Source organism: Streptomyces sp. GL_141 (assembly GCF_057834385.1).
Genome location: NZ_CM174402.1, coordinates 6,046,140 through 6,069,758, shown reverse-complemented (window position 1 = coordinate 6,069,758; position 23,619 = coordinate 6,046,140). Strand labels below are relative to the sequence as shown.

At 73.2% G+C, this 23,619-nt stretch carries 22 protein-coding genes and 1 pseudogene; 15 read left to right on the top strand and 8 right to left on the bottom strand.

Translation table 11 applies throughout. The features are described from left to right. The 5 genes from AC3IX6_RS26920 (at nt 1) to efeU (ending at nt 5,645) form a co-directional block, all read left to right on the top strand. A complete protein-coding gene (locus AC3IX6_RS26920) occupies nt 1–1,143 on the top strand; it encodes a FecCD family ABC transporter permease (protein WP_489365360.1) in 1,143 nt (380 codons plus the stop codon). Then, nucleotides 1,140–2,063 (top strand): heme ABC transporter ATP-binding protein, encoded by a 924-nt coding sequence (locus AC3IX6_RS26915; protein WP_489365358.1) that lies wholly within the window; start codon nt 1,140–1,142, stop codon nt 2,061–2,063. The genes AC3IX6_RS26920 and AC3IX6_RS26915 overlap by 4 nt, the downstream gene beginning before the upstream one ends. Before the next feature lie 188 nt (nt 2,064–2,251). Next, entirely contained in the window at nt 2,252–3,403 is a 1,152-nt protein-coding gene (gene efeO / locus AC3IX6_RS26910; protein WP_489365356.1) for an iron uptake system protein EfeO, read from the top strand. A gap of 34 nt (nt 3,404–3,437) precedes the next feature. Then, nucleotides 3,438–4,754, top strand: a complete 1,317-nt coding sequence (gene efeB / locus AC3IX6_RS26905; protein ID WP_489365354.1) for an iron uptake transporter deferrochelatase/peroxidase subunit — start codon at nt 3,438–3,440, stop codon at nt 4,752–4,754. A gap of 18 nt (nt 4,755–4,772) precedes the next feature. Further along, nucleotides 4,773–5,645, top strand: coding sequence for an iron uptake transporter permease EfeU (gene efeU, locus AC3IX6_RS26900; protein ID WP_489365351.1), 873 nt, complete (start codon nt 4,773–4,775; stop codon nt 5,643–5,645). 1 nt (nt 5,646) lies between these two features. Here efeU and AC3IX6_RS26895 read toward each other — a convergent pair whose 3' ends face one another. Genes AC3IX6_RS26895 through AC3IX6_RS26885 form a run of 3 tightly spaced genes read right to left on the bottom strand, consistent with a single transcriptional unit; the run spans nt 5,647 to nt 7,923 of the window. Further along, nucleotides 5,647–6,234, bottom strand: coding sequence for a GNAT family N-acetyltransferase (locus AC3IX6_RS26895; RefSeq protein WP_489365349.1), 588 nt, complete (start codon nt 6,232–6,234; stop codon nt 5,647–5,649). Then, nucleotides 6,234–7,100, bottom strand: coding sequence for a PhzF family phenazine biosynthesis protein (locus AC3IX6_RS26890; RefSeq protein ID WP_489365347.1), 867 nt, complete (start codon nt 7,098–7,100; stop codon nt 6,234–6,236). The genes AC3IX6_RS26895 and AC3IX6_RS26890 overlap by 1 nt, the downstream gene beginning before the upstream one ends. A 52-nt stretch (nt 7,101–7,152) precedes the next feature. Next, entirely contained in the window at nt 7,153–7,923 is a 771-nt protein-coding gene (locus AC3IX6_RS26885) for an SDR family oxidoreductase (RefSeq protein WP_489365345.1), read from the bottom strand. Nucleotides 7,924–8,031: 108 nt separating this feature from the next. On the opposite strand from AC3IX6_RS26885, the gene AC3IX6_RS26880 reads away from it, so the two are divergent. Together AC3IX6_RS26880 and AC3IX6_RS26875 are read left to right on the top strand one after the other, a co-directional pair. Further along, a complete protein-coding gene (locus AC3IX6_RS26880) occupies nt 8,032–9,366 on the top strand; it encodes a Bcr/CflA family multidrug efflux MFS transporter (RefSeq protein ID WP_489365343.1) in 1,335 nt (444 codons plus the stop codon). A gap of 143 nt (nt 9,367–9,509) precedes the next feature. Next, nucleotides 9,510–10,514 (top strand): small ribosomal subunit Rsm22 family protein, encoded by a 1,005-nt coding sequence (locus AC3IX6_RS26875; RefSeq protein WP_489365341.1) that lies wholly within the window; start codon nt 9,510–9,512, stop codon nt 10,512–10,514. A 42-nt stretch (nt 10,515–10,556) separates the two neighbouring features. Here AC3IX6_RS26875 and ddaH read toward each other — a convergent pair. Then, nucleotides 10,557–11,393: pseudogene (gene ddaH / locus AC3IX6_RS26870) on the bottom strand (dimethylargininase); the annotation flags it as partial. A 97-nt stretch (nt 11,394–11,490) separates the two neighbouring features. Here ddaH and AC3IX6_RS26865 point away from each other — a divergent pair. Together AC3IX6_RS26865 and AC3IX6_RS26860 are read left to right on the top strand one after the other, a co-directional pair. Next, the gene (locus AC3IX6_RS26865) at nt 11,491–12,141 is read left to right on the top strand and encodes a TetR/AcrR family transcriptional regulator (protein WP_489365339.1); all 651 of its coding nucleotides are present in this window, start codon (nt 11,491–11,493) and stop codon (nt 12,139–12,141) included. Nucleotides 12,142–12,278: 137 nt separating this feature from the next. Further along, complete coding sequence (locus tag AC3IX6_RS26860; RefSeq protein ID WP_489365337.1) at nt 12,279–13,028, top strand: bifunctional DNA primase/polymerase; 750 nt, start codon at nt 12,279–12,281, stop codon at nt 13,026–13,028. A 254-nt stretch (nt 13,029–13,282) separates the two neighbouring features. Here the strand turns inward: AC3IX6_RS26860 and yaaA are convergent, their stop codons facing one another. Then, nucleotides 13,283–14,083, bottom strand: coding sequence for a peroxide stress protein YaaA (yaaA, locus tag AC3IX6_RS26855; RefSeq protein ID WP_489365335.1), 801 nt, complete (start codon nt 14,081–14,083; stop codon nt 13,283–13,285). Between the two features lie 105 nt (nt 14,084–14,188). On the opposite strand from yaaA, the gene AC3IX6_RS26850 reads away from it, so the two are divergent. Then, a complete protein-coding gene (locus AC3IX6_RS26850) occupies nt 14,189–15,631 on the top strand; it encodes an RNB domain-containing ribonuclease (RefSeq protein ID WP_489365333.1) in 1,443 nt (480 codons plus the stop codon). Between the two features lie 102 nt (nt 15,632–15,733). Here AC3IX6_RS26850 and AC3IX6_RS26845 read toward each other — a convergent pair whose 3' ends face one another. Then, a complete protein-coding gene (locus tag AC3IX6_RS26845) occupies nt 15,734–17,119 on the bottom strand; it encodes a TerD family protein (RefSeq protein WP_489365332.1) in 1,386 nt (461 codons plus the stop codon). Nucleotides 17,120–17,272: 153 nt separating this feature from the next. Here AC3IX6_RS26845 and AC3IX6_RS26840 point away from each other — a divergent pair, with 153 nt between their 5' ends. From AC3IX6_RS26840 to AC3IX6_RS26820, 5 genes are all read left to right on the top strand, one after another. Beyond that, nucleotides 17,273–18,178, top strand: a complete 906-nt coding sequence (locus tag AC3IX6_RS26840; protein ID WP_489365330.1) for a helix-turn-helix domain-containing protein — start codon at nt 17,273–17,275, stop codon at nt 18,176–18,178. 567 nt (nt 18,179–18,745) lie between these two features. Then, nucleotides 18,746–19,258 (top strand): XRE family transcriptional regulator, encoded by a 513-nt coding sequence (locus tag AC3IX6_RS26835; protein WP_243329576.1) that lies wholly within the window; start codon nt 18,746–18,748, stop codon nt 19,256–19,258. Nucleotides 19,259–19,400: 142 nt separating this feature from the next. Continuing rightward, on the top strand, nt 19,401–20,102 hold the full coding sequence (locus AC3IX6_RS26830; RefSeq protein WP_489365328.1) for a hypothetical protein: 702 nt from the start codon (nt 19,401–19,403) through the stop codon (nt 20,100–20,102). 1 nt (nt 20,103) lies between these two features. Beyond that, entirely contained in the window at nt 20,104–21,276 is a 1,173-nt protein-coding gene (locus tag AC3IX6_RS26825) for an MAB_1171c family putative transporter (RefSeq protein ID WP_489365326.1), read from the top strand. Further along, a complete protein-coding gene (locus AC3IX6_RS26820) occupies nt 21,273–21,869 on the top strand; it encodes a hypothetical protein (RefSeq protein ID WP_489365324.1) in 597 nt (198 codons plus the stop codon). The genes AC3IX6_RS26825 and AC3IX6_RS26820 overlap by 4 nt, the downstream gene beginning before the upstream one ends. Nucleotides 21,870–21,969: 100 nt before the next feature. On the opposite strand, the gene AC3IX6_RS26815 is transcribed toward AC3IX6_RS26820, so the two are convergent. Together AC3IX6_RS26815 and AC3IX6_RS26810 are read right to left on the bottom strand one after the other, a co-directional pair. Continuing rightward, on the bottom strand, nt 21,970–22,806 hold the full coding sequence (locus tag AC3IX6_RS26815; protein ID WP_489365322.1) for a hypothetical protein: 837 nt from the start codon (nt 22,804–22,806) through the stop codon (nt 21,970–21,972). Next, nucleotides 22,803–23,618: a MerR family transcriptional regulator gene (locus AC3IX6_RS26810; protein WP_489365320.1), complete on the bottom strand. Its 816-nt coding sequence runs from the start codon at nt 23,616–23,618 to the stop codon at nt 22,803–22,805. Before AC3IX6_RS26810 ends, AC3IX6_RS26815 begins: the two co-directional genes overlap by 4 nt. Nucleotide 23,619 lies beyond the last annotated feature (1 nt).

The following is a 23,619-nucleotide window of genomic DNA, read 5'->3' as shown; positions in this document are numbered from 1 at the left end:
GTGCCCCTCTCCTACGAAGCCCCCGGGACGCCGCCCGGAGCGGACCCCCTTCCCGCTCCCGAGCGGGCGGCGCCCCGGGCCGCCCACCCCACCGCCGCCGGCGCACCGCCCCGGCGGCGGTGGGGTTCCGCCTGGCTCACCGGCGGACTGGTCGCCGTACTCGTCCTGCTCGCGCTGGTCTCCGCCGGAGTGGGCGCCTACGAGATCCCGCTCGGGGAGGTGATCGGGTCGGTGCAGCACCGCCTCGGCCTCGGGGGCGCCGCCCTCGACCGGGTCGGGGAGAGCGTGCTGTGGAACGTACGGCTGCCGCGCGTGGTGCTCGCCCTGCTCGTCGGGGCCAGCCTCGGCTGCGCCGGGGCGCTGATGCAGGGGGTGTTCGGCAATCCCCTCGCCGAGCCCGGAGTCATCGGGATCTCGGCGGGCGCGGCCGTCGGCGCGGTCGCCGCGATCGGGCTGGGCCTGACCTTCTTCGGCAACTGGACCATCACCGCCTGCGCGTTCGTCGCCGGGCTGATCACCGTCGCCGCCGTGTACCTGCTGTCCCGCAACGGCGGGAAGACCGAGGTCGTCACCCTCATCCTGACCGGCATCGCCGTCAACGCCTTCGCGGGCGCCCTGATCGGCCTGTTCGTCTTCTTCGCGGACAGCGGCCAGGTCAACCAGATCACCTTCTGGCAGCTCGGCTCCCTCGCCCAGGCCACCTGGCCCAAGGTGCTGGCCGTACTCCCCTGCGCCCTCGCCGGCCTGCTGGTCGCCCCCTTCTACGCGGGCAAGCTGGACCTGCTGTCCCTCGGCGAGCGCCCCGCCCGCCACCTCGGCGTGGACGTGGAGCGGCTGCGCCTCGCGCTGATCCTGGTGGTCGCGCTGCTCACCGCGGCGGCCGTCGCCGTGGCCGGGATCATCACCTTCGTCGGGCTGCTCGTGCCGCACCTGCTGCGCATGGCCAACGGTCCGGGCCACCGCTTCCTGGTGCCCGGCAGCGCGCTCGCCGGAGCCGTGGTGCTGGTCGCCGGGGACCTGGCCGCCCGGACCCTCGCCCAGCCCGCCGAGCTGCCGCTCGGCGTCCTGACCGCCCTGCTCGGCAGCCCGTTCTTCTTCTGGCTGCTGCGCCGCACCCGCCGCAAGCAAGGAGGCTGGGCATGAGCGTCCGGCTGCGTTCCGGCCTCGCCGCCTTCCGCCTGCGCGGGAACAAGCGCACCGTCCCCGCCCGGCCGGCCCCCGGCGCACCGCTCGCCGAGGTCACGGACCTGCGCGTACGGCTCGGTGGGCGCGAGGTGCTCGCCGGGATCGGGCTGACCGTGCGGGCCGGGGAGGTGCTGGCCCTGGTCGGACCGAACGGCGCGGGCAAGTCCACCCTGCTGGCGGCCCTGTCCGGGGACCTGCCGGCCGCCTCCGGCGAGGTGCGGATCGACGGGCGCCCGGTGGGCGGCTGGCCGGCTCCCGAGCTGGCCCTGCGCCGGGCGGTGCTCCCCCAGTCGGCCGAACTGGCCTTCCCCTTTCCCGTGGAGGACGTCGTACGGATGGGCCGCGCCCCCTGGGCGGGCACCGGGACGGCCGAGGGCGACGAGGAGGCGGTGGCCACCGCCATGGCCGCCACCGAGGTGACCGGCTTCGCGGCCCGTCCGTTCTCGGGACTCTCCGGCGGTGAGCGGGCCCGGGTCGCGCTGGCCCGCGTCCTGGCCCAGGGGGCCCCGCTGCTCCTGCTGGACGAGCCGACGGCGGCCCTGGACCTGCGCCACCAGGAGCTGGTGCTGCGGATCTGCCGGGACCGGGCGGCGGCCGGGGACGGGGTCGTGGTGGTCCTGCACGACCTGGGCCTGGCGGCGGCGTACGCGGACCGGGTCGCCGTGCTGCACGACGGCCGGATCGCGGTGGACGGCCCGCCCGCGGAGGTGTTCGAGGGCGGGCTGCTGAGCCGGGTCTACCGCCAGCCGGTGGAGGTGCTCCCGCACCCGCGCACCGGGGCGCCGCTGGTGGTCCCCGTACGGGACGGCGGGCCGGACCAGCCCGGAGGGGACCGTTCCGCCGTACGGAACGGCCACATGGGCTTGACCTCCGCTTGACCCCGCCATGGGGGCTGCGTGGGGCGCTCGTGATGACCCCGTGTCCGCCCCTGAAATGTGTGGGCTGTATCACTGGACGCGTGGGTATGGGTCAGGTAAGCCTCGGTTAAGTTAGGTCCGCCTCACCGGCCGCCTCCCCACCGATCGGGGCGGTCGTCTGCCGAACGCCAGACTGCCAGGAGCCCCGTATGCGCCCCGTCCGCCTCACCGTCGTCACCGCGGCCGCCGTCGCGGCCGCCCTCACCGCGGTCACCGGCTGCTCCGAGAAGAGCGACGCGTCCGGCGACGACACCATCAAGGTGGCGGCCTCCGACTCCGCCTGCGAGGTCTCCACCAAGGAGTTCCCGGCGGGCAAGGTCACCATCGAGGTCGAGAACAAGGGCTCCAAGGTCACCGAGCTCTACGTCCTGTTCCCCGACGACCGCATCGTCACCGAGCGGGAGAACATCGGCCCCGGCACCAAGGCCACCATCACCGCCGAGCTCAAGGCGGGCGACTACGAGATCGCCTGCAAGCCCGGTATGAAGGGCGACGGCATCCGCCAGCAGGTCAAGGCCACCGGCGGGGGCACCGCCCTGAAGCGCAGCCCCGAGGCCGACGCCGCGGTCGCCGCGTACCGCAAGTACGTGCAGGAGCAGGCCGACGAGACCATCCCCAAGGCGCAGGCCTTCGCGGACGCGGTCAAGGCCGGCGACGTCGAGGCCGCGAAGAAGGCGTACGCCCCCTCGCGCATCGGCTGGGAGCGCACCGAGCCGGTCGCCGAGTCCTTCGGCGACATCGACCCGAAGGTCGACCTCCGCGAGGACGGCCTGGAGGCGGGCCAGGACCCGGAGAAGGACTGGACCGGCTGGCACAAGCTGGAGAAGTCCCTCTTCGAGGGCAACAAGATCGACGACTCGGACAAGAAGCTCGCCGAGACCCTGATGGCCGACCTGGCCGTGTGGCAGAAGAAGGTCGGCCAGGCGGAGATCACCCCGACCTCGATGGCGAACGGCGCCAAGGAGCTCCTCGACGAGGTCGCCACCGGCAAGGTGACGGGTGAGGAAGAGCGCTACAGCCACACCGACCTGGTCGACTTCAAGGCCAACGTCGAGGGCGCGGAGAAGGCGTACGAGCTGCTGAAGCCGGTCACCTCCAAGACGGACCCCGCGCTCACCGCCGAGCTGGACAAGCAGTTCGCCGCGCTGAACAACCTGCTGGAGAAGTACCGCCCGAACAAGGCCGCGTACGAGTTCACCTCGTACGACAAGGTCGGCGAGGCCGAGCGCAAGGAGCTCTCCGACGGAGTCAACGCGCTGGCCGAGCCGCTCTCGAAGCTCGCCGCCGCGGCCGCGAAGTAACTCCGGAACAGCAGAGCAGGCGGGAGATCCTCATATGAGCGAGTCGGTGTCCGGGCAGGAGCCCGCGCAGGACGACGCGCACGGTGCGCCCGAAGGCGCGTCGGAGCAGGCGGTCCAGAGCTCGGGTGCGCCCTCGCGCCGGGCCGTCCTCGGCTGGGGCGGCGCGGGCCTCGCGCTCGGCGCGGCGGCGGCCGGCGGTACGGCCATCGCCCTGACCTCGGGCCCCGACATGGTCTCGGCGGCCTCGGCCGGCGCGGCCGTGCCGTTCCACGGGGAGCACCAGGCCGGCATCGCCAGTGCCGTCCAGGACCGCCTGCACTTCGCGGCCTTCGACGTGAAGACGAAGGACCGCGCGGAGCTGATCCAGCTCCTCAAGGACTGGACCGAGGCGGCCCGCCTGATGACGGCCGGGCAGCCGGTCGGCGAAGGCGGCTTCGGCGGCCTCCCCGAGGCCCCGCCGGACGACACGGGCGAGGCGCTGGGCCTGAAGGCCTCCCGCCTCACCCTGACCATCGGTTTCGGGCCGGGCCTGTTCGCCAAGGGCCGCTTCGGCCTGGAGGGCAAGCGCCCCGGCGCCCTGATCGACCTGGAGCTCTTCCCCGGCGACAACCTCGACCTGGCCCGCTCCGGCGGCGACCTGTGCGTGCAGGCCTGCGCCGACGACCCGCAGGTCGCGGTGCACGCCATCCGCCAGCTCGCCCGCATCGGCTTCGGCAAGACGGCGGTGCGCTGGTCGCAGCTCGGCTTCGGCAAGACCTCCTCGACCACGCCCGAGGAGCAGACCCCGCGCAACATGATGGGCTTCAAGGACGGCACCCGGAACATCTCGGGCACCGACAAGGCCGCCCTGGACAAGCACGTGTGGGTCGGCGCCGGCGACGGCAGCGACTGGCTGACCGGCGGCTCGTACCTCGTGGCCCGCCGGATCCGGATGAACATCGAGACGTGGGACCGCACGTCCCTGGGCGAGCAGGAGGACATCTTCGGCCGCGACAAGGGCGAGGGCGCCCCCGTCGGCAAGTCCAAGGAGCGCGACGAGCCGTTCCTGAAGGCGATGAAGCCGGAGGCGCACGTCCGCCTCGCGCACCCCGACACCAACAACGGTGCGACGATCCTGCGCCGCGGCTACTCCTTCACCGACGGCACGGACGGCCTGGGCCGCCTCGACGCGGGCCTGTTCTTCCTGGCCTACCAGCGCGACGTGCGCACGGGCTTCGTGCCGATCCAGCGCCAGCTGGCGAAGTCCGACGTCCTCAACGAATACATCCAGCACGTGGGTTCGGCCGTCTTCGCCGTCCCGCCGGGCGTCCGCGACAAGGACGACTGGTGGGGCCGGACGCTGTTCGCGTAAGGGACCGGGAGAACCGAAGTGTTCAGCAACTATCTGATCGGGCTGCGCGAGGGGCTGGAAGCCAGCCTCGTCGTCTGCATCCTCATCGCCTACCTGGTCAAGACCGGGAACAAGGACAAGCTGGCGCCGCTGTGGCTGGGCGTCGGCCTGGCCGCCGCACTGTCCCTGGCCTTCGGCGCGGGCCTCGAATTCGGCACGCAGGAACTGACCTTCAAGGCGCAGGAGGCGATCGGCGGCACCCTGTCGATCGTCGCGGTCGGCCTGGTCACCTGGATGGTCTTCTGGATGAAGCGCACCGCGCGGCACCTGAAGTCCGAGCTCCACGGCAAGCTCGACGCGGCCCTCGCGATGGGCACCGGCGCCCTGGTGGCGACGGCGTTCCTGGCCGTCGGCCGGGAGGGCCTGGAGACCTCGCTGTTCGTGTGGCGCTCGGTGCACGCGGCCGGTGACGGCGCGGCCCCGCTGATCGGCGTGCTGCTCGGGATCGGGTCCTCGATCCTCCTGGGCTGGCTGTTCTACCGCGGCGCGCTGAAGATCAACCTGTCGAAGTTCTTCACGTGGACCGGCGCCATGCTGGTCGTGGTGGCCGCGGGCGTGCTCGCGTACGGCGTCCACGACCTCCAGGAGGCCGACTTCCTGCCGGGGCTCACCAACAAGGCCTTCGACATCAGCACGACGATCCCGCCGGACAGCTGGTACGGGACCCTGCTCAAGGGCACCTTCAACTTCCAGCCGGACCCGACCGTGCTCCAGGTCATCGTGTGGGCCCTCTACCTGGTCCCGGTGCTCGCCCTGTTCCTGGCCCCGTCGCCGGCCAAGCGCACCGAGGCGGAGCCGAAGCCGGCGTCCGAGCCGGAGCAGTCGGAGCGGTCGGAGCCGAGCAGCTCCTGACTCACCACAGCCTGTCGATCGTCCCCGGGTAGAGGGGGACACGGATGCCGGTGAAGGCCGCGCGGACCCGGTCCGCGCGGCCTTCGCCGTCCCCGTCCCCGGCGTCCCGGGCGAAGAACGCCCCGAGCACCGTCTTGCCGAGGCCCGGGGCGTCCGTGGCGAGGGGGTCCGCCGGGGTGCCGCCGACCAGGACCGTGCCGGGCAGCACGTCGAATCCGGCCGCCGCGTAGAACGGGACCAGCTCCGGGTCGCAGCTGAACAGCGCCAGGTCCACCAGCGGATCGGCGGCGAGCAGGGCGCGGGCCGCTTCCACCAGCCGGCCCCCGTACCCGCGGCCCCGTACGTCGGCCCGGGTGACCACGCCGCTCAGCCCGGCCGCGCGGTACGTACGCCCGTCCGCGAGCCGGACCGGCTTGTGCAGGAGCGCCAGGCAGGCGGCGACCCGCCCGTCGGCCTCCCGGAGCAGTACCGCGCGCGGGGCGAGCGCCGGATCGTGTCCGGAGGACGACCCGGGCCACGCCTGCGCCTCCAGGGCCGCCACCTGCTCGGCGAGCCCGGAGGGCAGGAGTGCGTACGTCTCGATCCGCACTACGGGATCAGCGCGCCCGCGCCGCCCACCCGGACCCGGGGGTCGCCGGACCGGAGCTCGACCGTCAGGACGCCGGGGCGGCCCATGTCCTCGCCCTGGTGGAGGGTCAGGACGGCTTCGGCCGGGACCAGGCCGAGCTCGCGCGCGTACGCCCCGAAGGCGGCCGCGGCCGCGCCGGTCGCCGGGTCCTCCACGACGCCGCCGACCGGGAAGGGGTTGCGCACGTGGAACTCGGCCGGGCCCGCCCGGTGGACGAGCTGCACGGTGACCAGGTCGAGGCGCAGCATCAGCGCCTCCAGCCGGTCGAAGTCGTACGCGAGGTCCGCGAGCCGGGCCCGGGTGGCGGCGCCGAGCACCAGGTGGCGGGCGCCGGCGTAGGCGATCCGCGGCGGGAACGCCGGGTCCAGGTCGGCGGCCGGCCAGTCCAGCGCGGCCAGGGCCTCGGCGAGGTCGGCCGGGTCCAGGTCCTCGGTGTGCGGCTCGACGCTGGTCAGGGTGGCGCGCAGGCCGCCGGCCCCGTCCTGCCGGGTCACCGACACCGGCACCGTGCCCGCGCGGGTCGCGAAGACCAGCTCGCCCGGGCCGATCCGCTCGCCCAGCGCCACGGCGGTGGCCACGGTGGCGTGCCCGCAGAAGGGGACCTCCGCCTTGGGGCTGAAGTAGCGCACGGTGAAGGCCCGGCCTTCCTCTCCGCCCAAGCCCTCGGGCGGGGCGGTGAGGAAGGCCGTCTCGCTGTAGCCCAGCTCGGCGGCGATCTTCAGCATCGCGGCCTCGTCGAGGCCGGAGGCGTCGACGACCACACCGGCGGGGTTGCCGCCGGCCGGGTCGTCGGAGAAGGCGGTGTAGCGCAGCACTTCGTTCGTCATGACCGGCTCAACTCCCGACACCGGAAGATCATTCCCGGCATCCGGGGAACGCTCAGCCGCGCCCGATGTACGGCATCGCCGTCGCCATCACCGTCGCGAACTGCACGTTCGCCCCGAGCGGGAGCTCCGCCATGTGCAGCACGGTCCGCGCCACGTCGGCCGCGTCCATGACGGGCTCCACCGCGAGCTGTCCGTTGGCCTGCATGATCCCGGTCTGCATCCGCTCGGTCATCTCGGTGGCCGCGTTGCCGATGTCGATCTGCCCGCACGCGATCCCGTACGGGCGTCCGTCCAGCGACAGGGACTTCGTCAGGCCGGTCATGGCGTGCTTGGTCGCGGTGTACGCGATCGAGTTCGGCCGGGGCACGTGCGCGGAGATGGAGCCGTTGTTGATGATGCGGCCGCCCTGCGGGTCCTGGGCCTTCATCACCCGGAAGGCCGCCTGCGCGCAGAGGAAGGAGCCGGTGAGGTTGACGTCGACCACCGAGCGCCAGGCCTCGTAGGAGATGTCCTCCAGCGGGACTCCGGCCGGGCCGAAGGTGCCGGCGTTGTTGAAGAGCAGGTCGACCCGCCCGTAGCGCTCGCGAACGGTCTCGAACAGCGCGGCCACGTCGTCCGGGTCGCTCACATCGGCCGGTACGCACAGCACCTCGGCCTCCGGGTGGGCGGCTCTGGCGGCCCCGGCGGTCTCTTCCAGCGGCCCGGTCCTGCGGCCGGCCACCGCCACCGCCCATCCGGCGGCGGCGAGGGTGAGGGCCACGGAACGGCCGATCCCGGATCCGGCTCCGGTCACTACGGCGATCTGCTTCACACGTGCGTTCATGGGGCCGCAGGCTACGTCACACGGGCCGCCCGTCCCGGAACGTTCCGATTGCTGAGAGCATGGGGCGGCAGGGGTGCTGAGAAATGACGATAAGACTGGAGTTTCCGCATGCCGGAGAGAGGCCCCACGACAGCGCCTTCGAAGGACGCGTCGCCCTCGACCCCCTCCCCTTCCTCCGCCCTCGCCGCCCCCCTGACGGCCGCCCGCCGGACGGGACTGCTCGTCACCTTCATCCTCGGCGGGCTCACCGCGCTGCCCCCGCTGTCCATGGACATGTACCTTCCGGCCCTGCCGACGGTGACCACGGCCCTGAACAGCCCGGCCGCGACCGTCCAGCTCACGCTCACCGCCTGCCTCGCCGGCATGGCGCTCGGCCAGCTGGTGATCGGCCCGATGAGCGACAAGTGGGGCCGTCGGCGGCCCCTGCTCATCGGCATGGTCGTCTACGTCCTCGCCACCGCCATCTGCGCCTTCGCGCCGACCGTCGAGCTGCTGATCGCCTTCCGGCTGCTCCAGGGCCTGGCCGGCGCGGCCGCGATCGTCATCGCGCGGGCCGTCGTGCGCGATCTGTACGACGGGGTCGAGATGGCCCGGTTCTTCTCCACCCTGATGCTCATATCCGGCGTGGCGCCGATCATCGCCCCGCTGATCGGCGGCCAGGTGCTGCGCTTCGCCGACTGGCGCGGGGTGTTCGTCGTCCTCACCGTCGTGGGGGCCCTGCTGACCCTCCTGGTCTGGCGGAAGCTCGGCGAGACCCTGCCGCCCGAACGGCGCCAGACCGGCGGCGTCGGCGCCGCGCTGCGGACCATGCGCGGGCTGTTCGCCGACCGGGTCTTCGCCGGCTACACGCTGGCCGGCGGCTTCGCCTTCGCGGCGCTGTTCGCGTACATCTCGGCCTCGCCGTTCGTCGTGCAGGAGATCTACGGTGCTTCGGCCCAGACCTTCAGCCTGCTGTTCGGCGTCAACTCCCTCGGCCTGATCGCGGTGGGCCAGATCAACGGCAAGCTGCTGGTCGGCCGGGTCAGCCTGGACAAGGTCCTGGGCTACGGGCTCGCGGTCATCACGGCGGCCTCGGTCGCCCTGCTCCTCATGACCGCCGGGGTCTTCGGCGAGGTCGGGCTCTTCGCGATCTGCGCCGGGCTGTTCGTCCTGATGTCCGCGATGGGCCTGGTGCTGCCGAACACCAACGCGCAGGCCCTGATGCGCGCCCCGCACGCGGCCGGCTCGGCCTCCGCCCTGCTCGGCACCTCCTCGTTCCTGGTCGGGGCCGTGGCCTCCCCCCTGGTCGGCATCGCGGGCGAGGACACGGCGGTACCGATGGCCCTGGTCCAGGCGGTCTGCTCCTTCCTGGCGGTCTTCTGCTTCGTCGCCCTGGGCCGCCCCTGGCGCACCACCCCGCCGACGGCGGCGACGACGGCCGCGGCGACCGCGCCGACGGCCTGACCGTCCGGGTCGGGCCGGGGCTCCGGCCCTGGCCCGGCCCTGGCCCGGCCCCGGTCCGGCTCCGGTCCGGCTCCGGTCCGGCTCCGGTCCGGCTCCGGTCCGGCTCCGGTCAGGTCCCGCCCCCGGCCCCGTAAACTTGGCGGGTGAACGACACCGCCACCACCACCGCCGAAACCCTGCGCAGCGCCCTCGCCGGGCTGCTCGAAGGCCTCCCGCAGAAGCAGGCCACGGCCGCCGTGGAGCGGCTGATCGCCAACTACCGCGGCCAGATCCCCACCCACACCCCCGTCCTGCGCAACCGCTCCGACGTGGCCGCGTACGCGGCGTACCGGATGCCCGCCACCTTCGAGGCCGTACGGTCCGCCCTGGACGGGCTCGCCGAGGCGGCCCCGGGCTGGTCCCCGGCCTCGCACGTGGACGTGGGCGGCGGCACCGGCGCGGCGGCCTGGGCCGCGGACTCCATCTGGGGCGGGCCGCGCGAGACGGCCGTACTGGACTGGGCGGATCCGGCCCTGGTGCTCGGCAAGGAGCTGGCCGCGGCCTCCTCCTCCCCCGCGCTGCGGGCCGCCGAGTGGCGCCAGAGCGTCATCGGGGCGGGGATGAACCTCCCCGGGGCGGACCTGGTGACGGTCTCGTACGTCCTGGGCGAACTGACCCCGGAGGCCCGCCGCGAGGTGGTCGCCGAGGCGGCGCGGGCCGGTCAGGCCGTGGTGGTGGTCGAGCCGGGCACGCCGGAGGGGTACCTGCGCATCCGCGAGGCCCGCGACCAGCTCATCGAGGCCGGGCTGCGGGTCGCCGCCCCGTGCCCGCACGACGGGACCTGCCCCATCGAGGTCGGCAAGGACTGGTGCCACTTCTCGGCCCGGGTCAGCCGGTCCTCCCTGCACCGGCAGGTCAAGGGCGGCTCGCTCTCCTACGAGGACGAGAAGTTCAGCTACGTGGCCGCCACCCGCTTCCCGGTGGAGCCGGCCGCCGCCCGGATCACGCGCAGGCCGCAGATCCGCAAGGGGCTGGTCCTGCTGGAGCTGTGCGGACCCGAGGCCGAGGGGCCGACCAAGGTCAACGTGACCAAGCGCCACGGCGACCTGTACAAGGCCGCGCGGGACGCCGACTGGGGCCAGGAGTGGCCGCCCCCGCAGGAGGCCTGAGCCCGTAGCGGGCCCGGCCCCCGGCGGGGGCCGGCCCGCCCCCTAGGGCCTCAGCTCCTGCGTGCAGCACTTCACGCTGCCGCCGCCCTTGAGCAGCTCCCCCAGGTCCATCGGGACCGGCTCGAACCCCCGCGCCCGCAGGGGGGCGAAGAGTCCGGTCGCCTCCTGCGGGAGCAGCACGTGCCGGCCGTCCGAGACCGCGTTGAGCCCGAGGGCCGCCGCGTCCTCGGACCGCGCGATCAGCGCGTCGGGGAAGAGCCGGCGCAGCACCGCGCGGCTGCCCTGCGAGAAGGCCTCCGGGTAGTACATGACCTCGTCGCCGTCGAGCACGGACAGGGCCGTGTCCAGGTGGTAGTAGCGCGGGTCGACCAGGTCGAGACCGATGACCGGGCGGCCGAAGAACTCCTGGGCCTCGTCGTGCGAGAGCGGGCTGGAGCGGAAGCCCCGGCCGGCCAGGAGGTAGGTGGCGGTGACGGCGAAATCACCCTCGCCCTCGTTGACGTGGGACGGCTCGTGGACGTCCTGGAAGCCGTGGCCGCGGAACCAGTCGAGGTGGATCTCCGCCTCGGCGGCCCGCTCGGGATAGGCGAACCGCGCGCCCAGCACCCGGCCGTCGACGACGAGGGCGCCGTTCGCCGCGAAGACCATGTCGGGCAGTCCGCGGTCGGGGACGAGGGTTTCGACGGTGTGGCCGAGGGCCAGGTAGCGGTCGCGGAGGTCCTCCCACTGGGCCATGGCCAGGGGCAGGTCCACCGGTTTCGTGGGGTCCATCCACGGGTTGATGGAGTACGTGACCTTGAAGTGCGCGGGTGGGCACATCAGGTAACGCCGGGGTGTGGCGTCTCTGCGCAATGAAGGCTCCTCACGGTGATGAGAAGAGAATCGTCTCTCCTCGGCGGGAACCGCGCAGTGAACTGATTGGGTGGTTTCCCGAACGGCTGAAAGACGAGCGGTTCACGGTTGATAAATTGCCGAAATGAGCTCCAGTCCCCTCCCCGCACCCGGTACCGGCCCCGCCCCCCGGTCCCCGGACGCCACGCGCCGCAGCGACCGCTCGCGGCGGGCCATCCTGGACGCGGCGCTCGATCTGGTCGGGGAGGTCGGCTACAACAAGCTGACCATCGAGGCCATCGCCGCCCGCGCCGGGGTCGGCAAGCAGACCATCTACCGCTGGTGGCCGTCGAAGGCCGCGGTCCTGCTGGACGCCGCGCTCGCGCTCGCCGGGGACGCGCACCCCGAAGGGGCGTGGGGATTCCCCGACACCGGGGACCTGGCCGCCGACCTGAAGTCCGTCATGCGGGCGACGGTGGACGAGTTCGCCGACGAGCGGTACTCGGCCCCCGTGCGCGCCCTGACGGCGGCCGGCGCCACCGATCCCGAGCTCGGGGCACGCTTCACCGAGCGGCTGCTGGAGCCCCAGCTCGCGCTGTACGAGGAGCGGTTGCGGTCGGCCCGCGAGGCCGGGCAGCTCCCGCCGGAGACCGACCTGCGGCTGACCGTGGAGATGCTGGTCGGACCGCTGACGTACCGCTGGCTGATGCGCACGGCGCCGCTCACACACACGTACGCGGAGGCGCTGGTGGACGCGGTGCTGGGCGGGGCCGGGGCCGGGTGGGATAAGTCATGACCCCCTGACGGCCGAGAACATATGGCCGATTTCTATGCTTATGTGGGAGTCCTGGTCGGGGGGTGCGGTCACCCGGCGCCCAGGATGGTGGGAACATGTGAGGGTCTGCCGGGGCAACGGTGTAGGTGAGGGGATAGATGGGGTCTGAGTCGGGCCGCGTCAAACGCGGCGAGCAGAGCAGGATTTCCCAGTGGCTGCGCCGCAAGCCCAAACCCGACGCCGCGGACCCCGCACGAGAACGCGAAGCCCTGCTGCTGGCCGTCGCCGCGGCGGGTCTGCCGATCTCGCCCGCCGCACATCCGGCCGGCTACCGGTGTTCGTGCGACCGGATCGGCTGTCCGACGCCCGCACGGCACCCCATCTCCTTCGCCTGGCAGACGCAGTCCACGACGGACCGCGCGCAGGTCGAACGCTGGGCCCGCAACCAGCCCGCGGCCAACTTCATCACCGCGACGGGCATGGTCCACGACGTCCTGGACGTCCCTCTGGAAGCCGGCCACAGCGCACTGGAACGCCTGCTGGCCGCCGGCATCGAGGTCGGCCCCGTCGCGGAGTCCGGCGGTACGGGCGACCAGGCCCGCATGCTCTTCTTCACCGCGACCCGGGGCACGCCCGAGGACGAGGACGAGTGGTGGCCCTGTGAACTGGACTGCCACCCCGAGACGATGGACGAGCACCCGGGGCTTCGCTGGCACTGCCGGGGCAGCTACGTCCTGGTGCCGCCGGCCGCACTGCCGGGGGACCTCGCGGTGACCTGGCTCCGCGGGATGGAGCATCCGCTCGTCGATCCGCTGACGCTGCTGGAAACCCTCACGGACGCGTGCGCCACCTACGCCGGTGCCTCGGACCACGCCCCCGCCACGGTCGCCTGGCCCCTGGGCCGCTGACGGGCTGCCGCCCGCATGGACCTGACCGGCCGGCCGTAGCCCCGGCCCCCGTACCTTGCGGCGCGGCCCGCGGCTGCGGGTCGGCGGCCCTGCGGGGCGAAGTCCCCTACCCGCCCTTCCACCGTTCCCAGGGCTCTGCCCTGACCCGGTCCTCAAACGCCGGACGGGCTGGGAGGGGTACCGGGCTGCGCCCGGACCCCTCCTGGGGCTCCGCCCCGGACCCCGGTCCTCAAACGCCGGACGGCTGGAAGGGGTCAGTGGATCTGGGTGACGACCACGTCGAGGGACCAGGCCTTGCCCGGCTTCGCGGGGGCCTCGGCCTCGACCGTGAAGCCCAGGTCGCGCAGGGCCGTCACCAGCTCCGCCGGGGTCGCGGGGACCGCGCCCGCCGACAGGAGGTCGCGGACCATGCGGCCCTTGGTGGCCTTGTTGAAGTGGCTCACCACCGACCGCTTCTCCACGCCGTCGACCATCTGGGAGTGCAGGACCCGGACCGTGGCCGTGCGCCCCGCCACCTCCCCCTTCGGCTTCCACGCGGAGGCGTACGCCGAGGACCGCAGGTCCAGGACCAGGCCCTGTCCCGCGGCCTCCGGCATCACCGAGGCCATCGGTTCGCGCCAGAACGCGCCCAGCGCCCCCAGCCCCGGCAGCTTCACGCCCATCGAGCAGCGGTAGGAGGGGATGCGGTCCTCGACCCCGACCGCACCCCACAGGCCCGAGAAGACCAGCAGGGATTCCGCGGCCAGCGACGCGGCCGCCGGTGTGAGGGTCGACAGGCCCAGCGCGTCGTACAGGACGCCCGTGTAGATCTCCCCGGCCGGGCGGGCGACCGCCGTCGCCAGCTCCGCGTTCTTGGCGACCTCACCGCGCAGGCCCTCGCTCAGGCCGAGCACCTCGCGGGCCTTCAGCTCGTCGCCCACGCACAGCTCGATCAGTTCCTCCAGCACCGCGGCGCGGGCCGTGGCCAGCCCCGGCAGCGAGAGCGTCTCCGGCTTCAGCGGTGCGCCGGAGCCGCCAGCGGCCTTTCCTTCGGACGGCGGCAGCAGCACGAGCACGGTGGTTCTCCTTCGACGGGCACGGCACAGCGACGGGGGTGCGGCCCCCGACCAGGGTAGACGGCTCGCCGTGCCGCCCGGGCCCACCGGCCATAGGCTCGGCTCATGCCACGCCGTCACATGATCATGGCCGGCGCAGACGGGGCTGCCCTGCGGGCCGCGCTGCGTGAACTGCGGACGAAGCTGGAGGTGCCGGAGGAGTTCCCGGCGCCCGTACTGGACGAGGCCGAGCGGGCGGTACGCAGCCCGCGCCTGCCGTCCTCCGACGCCACCGACATCCCCTTCTTCACCATCGATCCGCCGACCTCGCGCGATCTGGACCAGGCCATGCACCTGGCGAAGCGCCCCTCCGGCGGTTACCGGGTCCAGTACGCCATCGCCGACGTCGCCGCCTACGTCACCCCCGGCGGCGCCCTCGACGCCGAGGCCCACCGCCGGGTCACCACCCTCTACTTCCCCGACGAGAAGGTCCCCCTGCACCCGGCCGTGCTCTCGGAGGGCGCGGCCAGCCTGCTCCCCGACCAGACCTGCCCGGCCCTGGTGTGGCGGCTCGACCTGGACGCCGAGGGGCGGGTGGAGAGCACCGAGGTGCGCCACGCGCTCGTGCGCAGCCGGGCCAAACTCGACTACGACGGCGTCCAGAAGGCCATCGACGCGGGCACCGCCGAGGAGCCGCTGGCCCTGCTGAAGGACATCGGGCGACTGCGCGAGGCCCTGGAGGCGGAGCGCGGGGGGATCTCGCTGAACGTGCCCGAGCAGGAGATCATCGAGCACGAGGGCTCGTACAGCCTGGTCTACCGGGCTCCGCTCCCGGCCGACGGCTGGAACGCGCAGATCTCCCTGATGACCGGCATGGCCGCCGCGGAGCTGATGCTCGCCGCCGGGACCGGCATCCTGCGGACCCTGCCGACCGCCCCCGACGGAGCCGTCGGGCGGCTGCGACGGGCGGCGAAGGCCCTGCGGATCGAGTGGCCGCACCACGTCCCGTACGCGGAGCTCGTGCGCGGGCTCGATCCGCACCGGCCCGCCCACGCCGCGTTCCTCCAGGAGTGCACGGCCCTGCTGCGCGGCGCCGGCTACACGGTCTTCACCGGCGGCCGGACCCCGGACCCCGTTCTGCACGCCGCGGTCGCGGCCCCGTACGCCCACTGCACCGCACCGCTGCGCCGGCTCGTCGACCGGTACACGGGCGAGCTGTGCGTGGCGGCCGTCGCCGGGACCGAACCGCCCGGGTGGGCGCTGGAGGCGCTCGACGCCCTGCCGAAGGAGATGGCGGACGGGACCCGGCTGGCGAACTCGGCGGAGCGGGAGTCCGTGGACCTGGTGGAGGCGGCGCTGCTCAAGGACCGCGTCGGGGAGACCTTCGAGGCGACGGTCATCGACGTCAAGGACCGGGAGCCGCTGGTCGGCACGGTCCACCTGGAGGATCCGGCGGTGATCGGCCGCGTGGAGTCCACGTCGGCGGAGCTGCCGCTGGGCGACCGGATCAGGGTCCGGCTGACGGAGGCGGACCCGGGGCGGGCGAAGGTCCTCTTCGCACCGGCCTAGGCGGTCCGCAGGCTCCGCACCCGCTGACCGGCGCGGACGCCGGGGCGGGGCATCGCCGGGATGCCCCGCCCCGGTTCGCGGGCTGCGAGCCGGGGTCGGCGGTCAGCGGTTGCGGATCCAGAAGCCGATGGCGCTCAGCTCGGTGGGTTCCACGGACCAATTGCCGGGTGCGTCGATCACCAGGAGGCGCGGGCTCACGGGCACCTCGACGGTGCCGCGGCCGCGGTTCTCGCGCTCGAAGACCTCCTCACGGTTGTCGTTGTGCCGGACGGCATGGACCGTCATGTAGCCCCGCTCGTCCCCCCTGCCGAGGTGCCTGACCTTGAGGTGGTCGATGGAACGGGAGCAGGCCAGTACGTCCGGCCCGCGCCCCTCGATCCGCCCGTCGAGCTCGTGGACGACCGTCACCGGCCGCAGGGTGACCGTCCACGTCCACAGCGTGTCCACCTCCAGCCGGATCGCGGCCTTGCCGCCGTGGCGGAAGACGGCCCGGCCGCGCAGGTTTTCGAGGTCGCTGGACAGGAGCTCCTTGCCATGCTCGGAGCCGCGGTCCAGCAGGGTGACCCTCACGTACCCTTCGGCTTCCTTCACCACGTCGACCACCACGAAGCCGCGCGGAAGCCTGGCGTCGACCTCGATGACCTCGCGGCCCCGGCCGGAGTACCGGACCTGCGGGAACTCCTTCCCGAACTCGGCGGGGAGCGCGTTGAACCGTCCCGACGGCACGTCGCCCGGCGCGGGGCCGGCCGGGGCGGGGCCGGCCGGGGCGGGGCCGGCCGTCTTCTCCACGCCGTCGGACAGCGGTGGCGCGGACTCCGCAGGCGGGAGCCGGAAGGGCGGCGGCGCGGGAACGGCCGGCGCCGCGGGCTCCGGCAGGGGCGGCGGGAGCGGGAGCCGGTCGGGGAACGGCGCCGGGGCGGCGGGCTCCTCGGCGGGCCCCTCGTCCGGCTCCTCGTCCGGCACCGTGAAGCCGAAGTCGGCGGCCAGGCCCGGCAGTCCGGACGCGTAGCCCTGACCCACCGCGCGGAACTTCCATCCCCCGTCCCTGCGGTAGAACTCGCCCAGCAGGATCGCGGTCTCCGTCGTCGCGCCCTCCACGGCGTACAGCGCGAGCTGCGCCCCCGTGGCCGCGCCGATCGCCCGCAGGTACAGGTCCTCGACCTCCCCGAAGGTCCCGCCGTCACAGGACGCCGCGACCACGATCCGCTCCACGCACGGCTCGACGCGGCCGGGATCGATCTCCAGCCAGTCCGCGGTCACCCCGCCCTCTCCCCGGGCGTCGCCCAACAGCCGTACGGCGCTCTCCGCGTGCTCGGGCTGGTTGTAGAACACCAGGTCACCCCGGCCCCTGACCTTGCCGCCCGGCCCGACGAGCAGCGCGGCCGCGTCGACCGCCGGCGAGCCGGGCCCGCCGTCACGGCGTACGACGGCGACGCGCATCGGCTCGCCACCGAGCGGAAGGTTTCCCCCCTTGATGATCTCTGTCATGGACGCATCCTGACATCACGGGCCGGCCCACCGGCAGGGCCCGCGGACCTGATCCACTGCCGGATCTCTCTGGTCATCGCGCCACGTGACCTGCCATCATCGGCCGACCGCGCGGTACCTCCGGCCGCGCAACAGCGGGGAGAGGGACCGGACATGGGATCGGTCGACACCTTCGACGTATGCACGATGCCTGCCGCCGTCACGGGCAGCAGATCGGCCCGTCGCCGCCCGCCGGCCGCCGCACTGAAACGGCTGATCATCAACTACACGGGCTTCCACACCGAGTTCACCGCCCCGCGACGCCGCCTGGAGCTGCCCACCGGCTGCGTGACGCTGGTCTTCAGCTTCTCCGAGGGCCTGTGGGTCTCCCGCACGGAGGACCTCACCACGGCCCGACTGCGGCCCGCTGCCCAGGCGATGATCAGCGGTCCGCGCACGGTACCGGCGATCGGAGTGCACTCGGGGGTCGTGCACGGGCTGGAGGTGAACATGACCCCGCAGGGCTGCTACCGGCTGTTCGGCATCCCGATGTGGCACTTCGAGGACGCCCACGTGGATCTGGTGGAGGTGCTCGGACGGCAGGGCCGCCACCTCACCGAACGGCTCCAGGCGCTCCCTTCGTGGGCGGAGCGTTTCGCACTGCTCGACGCACTGTTCTGCGCCCGCCTCGACGGCGGCCCCTCCCCCGCGCCGGAGGTCGACGGAGCCCTCTCCGGGCTCTGGGCGAACACCCGCTCCCTGACCCGGGTGAGCGCATCGACGGGGTGGAGCGCCCGTACCGTACGGGCCCGGTTCCGCGAGCAGGTGGGCCTGTCCCCCAAGGCCATGGCCCGGGTGTTCCGGCTGCAGCACGCGCTGCGGATGCTGGCGGCGGGCACGGCGGCCGCGCAGGTGGCGGCGGTGTGCGGCTATCACGACCAGGCGCACCTGAGCCGCGAGGTGAAGGCGATGACGGGGCTGCCCCCGTCCCGGTTCGTCCTGCTGCGGGGCGGGCTGGCGCCGGGTTCGGCGCTGGACCGGATGGCGGGCCGCGTCAGCAGCGTGCTGCTCACCAGTTAGGCGGGCGGCGGCCCTCGCCGGATCGCGACCCGGGGCGCGCCCTCGGATCGCGTCCCGGGTCGCAGCCGGACCGTGCCGTCCGGCGGCGGCTCCCCCGTTGGATTCCGCCGGACCCCACCGACGGGCGTCGGCTCCCGTCGGCGAGCGGTTCACCCGCCCTGGGCTGAGGACCCCCGTACCTCAGCCCACGAGCGAGCGCTCCGACCCCCCTGGTCCCGCACCTGGAGCCTGCCGTCGTGACGGCATCGCGACCCCTCCCCCTTCCGCCCTCGCCCACCGGCCCGGACACTCAGTCGGCTAGACGCTGTGCGTCGAGCGGTTGAGCGCCGAGCCGTCTAGTGCACTAGACGGCTGGACGAAGATACGCCGCCGCACGCATGCCCTGTCAAGGTCCCGCGGGGCGCCCCGGGGGCAATATGGCATGGGTCACATTCCACCGGGTCCGCTAGCAGGGTAGACGCAGTTCGTTGCACTGTGTGGCGAAAGCCATCTAGGCAGGTAGATAATGCTGGTGATGATTTAGTACTGGACCATCGGATCCAGCAGCAGACGGGAGCAGTGACGGTGATGGGTGAGGAGACCCCCACCGGCCGGCGGGACACCATGGGTGACCGCCTCGGCTTCTTGATCGAGACGATCCACCCGGCGGGCCGTGGACCGTACACGTACCAGGAGATCGCCGAGGGCACCAAGAAGCTGTCCGGACCCTCGGTCTCGCACGGCACGGTCCAGACCATCCGCCTGAACAACAACCCGAACCCGGGCATCGACTCGATCCGCGCGATCGCCAACTTCTTCGGCGTCACCGTCGGGTACCTGGCCGACGGAGAGAACGCCCAGGCGATCGAGCAGCGGATCGAGGAGCGGATCGCGCGGCTGCGCGAGGAGATGGGCAAGGCCGCGGCGGCCGACGAGTTCGCCCAGGTCCTCGAGGACGAACAGGTCAAGGCCGCCGCCTTCCGCCTGAGCGGGCTGTCCGCCGGCTCCATGCGCTCCGTCACCGGCTTGATCAAGCAGCTCCGCAAGGCCGAAGGGCTTCCGGATGTGAAGCCCCGGCGCCGCCGCGGCAAGGAATCCTGAGGCGCGAATCAGCCACGCGCCTCACCCCGGCAGCCGTATTCCGGCCACCGATCCGCCCTCACATAGCCCCTGCTGCGCTTCCGGATACTCTCAAACCCGATCGGGAGTGCGGACTGGGCGACGACGGGCGGGGAGGGCGACCATGCGCTGGTGGAAGCGCGCCGACGCGGAGTGCGCCGCCGTCGCCGACCGGCTCGTGATCCCCCGGCCGTTCGACCTGGAAGCCTTCTGCGAGGGCATAGCCGCGCAGCGCGGCCGGCCGCTGATCCTGCTGCCCCTCGACGGACCCCCCGACCCGGCCCTGCCCTGCGGGATCTGGCTCGGACTGGACGTCGCCGACCTCGTCTTCTACGACGCCGTCGCGGCCGAGATCCTCAAGGTCCAGATCGTCCTGCACGAGATCTCGCACATGCTGCTCGGCCACGTCGCTCCCGAACTCGACATCCCCGAACAGCCGTCGGACCGGGAGATCGCCCGGGCCTCCGAGCACTTCCAGCGCCTGCTGACGCGTACGCACACGGCCGTCTCCGGGATCGACCGCCCCGAGCTGCCCGTGGCCTCGATCATCCGCACCGAGGCGGCCCGGATCCGGAACGTGGCCCGCATGACCGAATCGATCGACGAGGAACTCGGCCTCGACATCGACCGCCTGGCGCACCTCATGGGGCGGAGCAAGTTCGCCAGCCCGCAGGAACGGCAGGCGGAGACCCTGGCCACGCTCATCCACGAGCGGGCCGGCCGCTACGACACGACGCAGTCGACCTCCAGTGACAGTGAGGCCGAGGACCGTCTCGTACGCCTCCATGACGCCCTCGGGCACCCCGTTCGAAACACGTGGTCGTGAAGTGAAACACCTCGAAATCGCCATCCTGGCCATGCTCTGGACGGTGACGGTCTGGCGCGCGCCCTCGGCCGTCCGATCCGTCAAACAGCGGGCCCTGTGGACCGCGTTCGCCGCCCTGACCGTCTCCATGACGCTGCGCCTCCCCGGCGTGATGCGGACCCTGGACGACTGGGCCGGGGTCAACAACCTCTCCACCCTCTTCAAGCACTGGCTCGGCATGATCGCGGCCGGCGCGGTCGTCGACTTCGTCGTCGCCATCGCCCGCCCGGAGACCGGCCGCCGGCTGCGGGCCCGCCACTACGCCGCCCTGACCGCGATGACGGCCATGGCCGTGCTCTTCGTGTTCTTCGTCCCGCGGCCCCACGAGATGACCGACTTCTTCGAGGAGACCGCCGGCAACGGCTGGGCCACCGTCTACTACCTCCTCTTCGTCATCTACCTCGGCATCGCCATGGCCACCGCCACCTGGCTGTTCTGGGGCAGCGCCCGGCACGCCAGCGCCCTGTGGCTGCGCACCGGCGTCCGCCTCATGGGCATCGGAACCGCCGTCGGCGTGCTCTACACCCTGCTGCGGGCCGGGTACATCGCGAGCCGCCTCGCGGGCCTCACGGACGACACCAGCGACATCGCCGTCGACAACGTCACCGACGCCCTGAAGTACCTGGCCATCGGCTTCATCCTCATCGGGAGCAGCATCCCCGCCTTCGGCGTGGCCTGGCGCACCGTCCAGGACGGCCGCCACCACCGGCAGCTCCAGCCGCTCTGGCAGGACCTGACCGCGGTCAGCCCCGACATCGTCCTGAAGGCCGGCCTCCTGCGCAGCCCGCGCCTGCGGCTGTACCGGCGGGTGATCGAGATCCGTGACGCCGCCCTGACCCTGGACGCCTACACCACGGGCGACGTCCGCGAACGCGCGCACCGCGCCGCCCTGGCGGCGGGGTTCGACCCGGCGACGAGCCCGGCGGCCGAAGCCCTCTGGATGCGGGCGGCCCGCGAGGGCAAGGCCCGCGGGGTCCTGCCGCTCCGCGGCGCCCAGGAGCCGGCGGCCGGCGCCGGGATCGACGACCTCGACTTCACCACCGAAGTACTGCGCCTCATCCAGCTCGCCCGGATCTACCACTCCGCCGTGGCCGACGAGTTCCTCACCACGACCAGCCAGGAGGCCACGGCGTGACCGCCACGCTCACCCAGCCCGCCGAGTCCCGATCCGCCCGCCTGATCACCGACGGGCTCGATCCCAAGACCTGGATCATCGCCGACACCCTCCTGATCGGCTGGCACACCGCCGGCCTCGCCGGGATCGGCTGGGGACTCCTGGGCTGCCTGTTCGCCGCCGTCATCCCGCTGGCCTTCATCAAGTACGGCATCCGGCGCGGCCGCTGGGCCGACCGGCACGTCGGCCAGCGCCAACAGCGCATCGTCGTGATGGTGTTCATCATCGGCTCGGTCGCCACCGGCATCCTGCTGATGACGCTCCTCGGCTCGCCCCGCACGATGATCGCGCTGATCGCGGCCATGCTGGTCACCCTCGCGGCCCTGCTCGCCGTGACCCCCGCCTGGAAGATCAGCGTGCACGCGGCCGTCTCCTCCGGGAGCGTCGCCATGCTCGCCATGACCTATGGGCGGTGGCTGCTGCTCGCGTACCCGGTGGTCGCCGTCGTCTGCTGGTCCCGGGTCGAGCTGAAGGACCACACCCTCGCCCAGGTCATCGCGGGCACCGCGGTGGGCGCGGCCGTGGCGGCCGCCACCTTCGGGCTGATCCGCTAGGGCACGCTCCCCTCCGTTTTCGGGCCGTGCCGTTTTCGACAAGACAGGCGCGCACCGGCTTGTCACGCTCGGCGCACACCCTCGGCACTGCGGCAGCCCGTCACGGGGGTGCGGGCTGCCGCAGTGCGTCGACCAGCGCGCGGGGATCGTCCGCGTGGAAGCGGATGACGCGGGCTTCGGCGCGGGCGCCGAGCGGACGGCGGAAGGCGAGCGGGCGGGCCAGTTCCACGGTGACCGTGGTCTGGCTGCCGACGATCAGGTCGAGCACCCCGTCCTCGGAGAGGGTGACGAGCCGTCCCTCGGGGTAGCGCCGGTCCACCCGGACCGCGGCCACCGCGTCCGGCGGGACGGTCAGGTCGAAGAGGGCTCCGTAGCGGATGCGCAGGGTCCCGTCGGGGCTCACCACGTGCGGCCGGGTGACGCACGCGGCGTGCAGCGCGAGCATCAGCAGCACCCCGTACACGTCGAGGACGAGCAGCACGCGGTGCACGGCCGGCCAGGGGATCAGGAAGGCCAGCGCCACCGTCTCGATCAGCGACACGAACACCAGCCCGTACATCATGGCCGTCTGCGGTCCGGTGTACGGGGCCGCGTGGTCCCCGGGGCGCACCCCGTGCGGGGGCCGTCGCAGCGCCCACCGGACCAGGGCTCCGCACGCGCGCAGCTCGTGCAGCACGAGGCGGCGTACGGGCACCGGGACCACGGCCCGTACGGCCTCGCGGCGGGCGGCGGCGGGGTCGGCGCCGCGGGCGCGCGAGGCGGCGTACAGGGAGCACAGGACGCGGGCCTCCAGGAGGAGGACCCCCAGCACCAGCACCTCGGCGGCGGCGAGGGCCCAGCCGGGCGGGCGCACTCCGGCGGCCACGCACACCACGAGCGCCAGCTCCATGGGGAGCACGGCGGCCACCCCGATCCGTGCCGCGCGTATCGCGCTCATTCCCGGCCCCTTTTCATCTGGTTCGTCTGCTTCGCCTGCTTCGTCTGCGCGGCCCACATGTCCGTGAAGGCCTCCATCACCCGGCGGACGACCTCCGCCTGCGCCGGGGCGTACTCGGCGAGCAGGGCCTCCAGGAAGCCCGGCAGCTCCTGCGGCCCGCCGGCCCCCTCCGTCGTCGCCGTCGCCGTCGCCGTCGCCATCGCCACGAACGCCTCGGCGGGCACCGCGGCCACCAGTTCCCCGGCGAGCGGCCCGATCCGGGGATCGTCCGCGTCCGCGTCGGCGAGCTCGTCGAGCCGCTCGTACAGCGCGAGCACGGCCGGATCGGCGGCCACCGTGCCGAGCACGGCGTACAGCTCCTCCCCCACGGCGCCCGAGGCGTCCAGCAGGCTCAGGTGCTCACGGTCGAGCGCGGCCGACGGCGAGGCCGTCGCGGGCGCCCTGGCGAGCAGCTCCGCGAGTGCGGGCGAGACCGGCTCGGCCTCCCCGGGCGGGGCGGCGAGCAGGACGGCGAGGCGCCGTCTGCGCTCGGCCAGTTCGGCCTGCTGGCGGGCGAGGTCGGCGTCGAGCTCGGCCAGTACCTCGGCCAGCTCGCGCCCCGCGTCGTCCGCGAGCACGTCGCGCACCTCGTCGAGGCTCAGCCCGAGCTCGGTCAGCCGGCGCACCCGGGCCAGCCGGACGGCGTCGCGCACGCTGTAGGAGCGGTAGCCGTTGGGGCGCCGGTCCGGCTCGGGGAGCAGGCCGACGTGGTGGTAGTGCCGGATCGCCCGGGTGGTGACCCCGACGAGCGCGGCGATCTCTCCGATCCGCATG

Coding starts and splice junctions, on each gene's coding strand:
- AC3IX6_RS26830 (WP_489365328.1), top strand. CDS start 19,401: ATGCGCTGGTGGAAGCGCGCCGACGCGGAGTGCGCCGCCGTCGCCGAC.
- AC3IX6_RS26845 (WP_489365332.1), bottom strand. CDS start 17,119: ATGACAGAGATCATCAAGGGGGGAAACCTTCCGCTCGGTGGCGAGCCG.
- AC3IX6_RS26915 (WP_489365358.1), top strand. CDS start 1,140: ATGAGCGTCCGGCTGCGTTCCGGCCTCGCCGCCTTCCGCCTGCGCGGG.
- efeB (WP_489365354.1), top strand. CDS start 3,438: ATGAGCGAGTCGGTGTCCGGGCAGGAGCCCGCGCAGGACGACGCGCAC.
- efeO (WP_489365356.1), top strand. CDS start 2,252: ATGCGCCCCGTCCGCCTCACCGTCGTCACCGCGGCCGCCGTCGCGGCC.
- AC3IX6_RS26810 (WP_489365320.1), bottom strand. CDS start 23,618: ATGCGGATCGGAGAGATCGCCGCGCTCGTCGGGGTCACCACCCGGGCG.
- AC3IX6_RS26890 (WP_489365347.1), bottom strand. CDS start 7,100: ATGACGAACGAAGTGCTGCGCTACACCGCCTTCTCCGACGACCCGGCC.
- AC3IX6_RS26860 (WP_489365337.1), top strand. CDS start 12,279: ATGGGGTCTGAGTCGGGCCGCGTCAAACGCGGCGAGCAGAGCAGGATT.
- AC3IX6_RS26880 (WP_489365343.1), top strand. CDS start 8,032: ATGCCGGAGAGAGGCCCCACGACAGCGCCTTCGAAGGACGCGTCGCCC.
- AC3IX6_RS26835 (WP_243329576.1), top strand. CDS start 18,746: ATGGGTGAGGAGACCCCCACCGGCCGGCGGGACACCATGGGTGACCGC.
- AC3IX6_RS26815 (WP_489365322.1), bottom strand. CDS start 22,806: ATGAGCGCGATACGCGCGGCACGGATCGGGGTGGCCGCCGTGCTCCCC.
- AC3IX6_RS26865 (WP_489365339.1), top strand. CDS start 11,491: ATGAGCTCCAGTCCCCTCCCCGCACCCGGTACCGGCCCCGCCCCCCGG.
- AC3IX6_RS26885 (WP_489365345.1), bottom strand. CDS start 7,923: ATGAACGCACGTGTGAAGCAGATCGCCGTAGTGACCGGAGCCGGATCC.
- AC3IX6_RS26850 (WP_489365333.1), top strand. CDS start 14,189: ATGCCACGCCGTCACATGATCATGGCCGGCGCAGACGGGGCTGCCCTG.
- AC3IX6_RS26840 (WP_489365330.1), top strand. CDS start 17,273: ATGGGATCGGTCGACACCTTCGACGTATGCACGATGCCTGCCGCCGTC.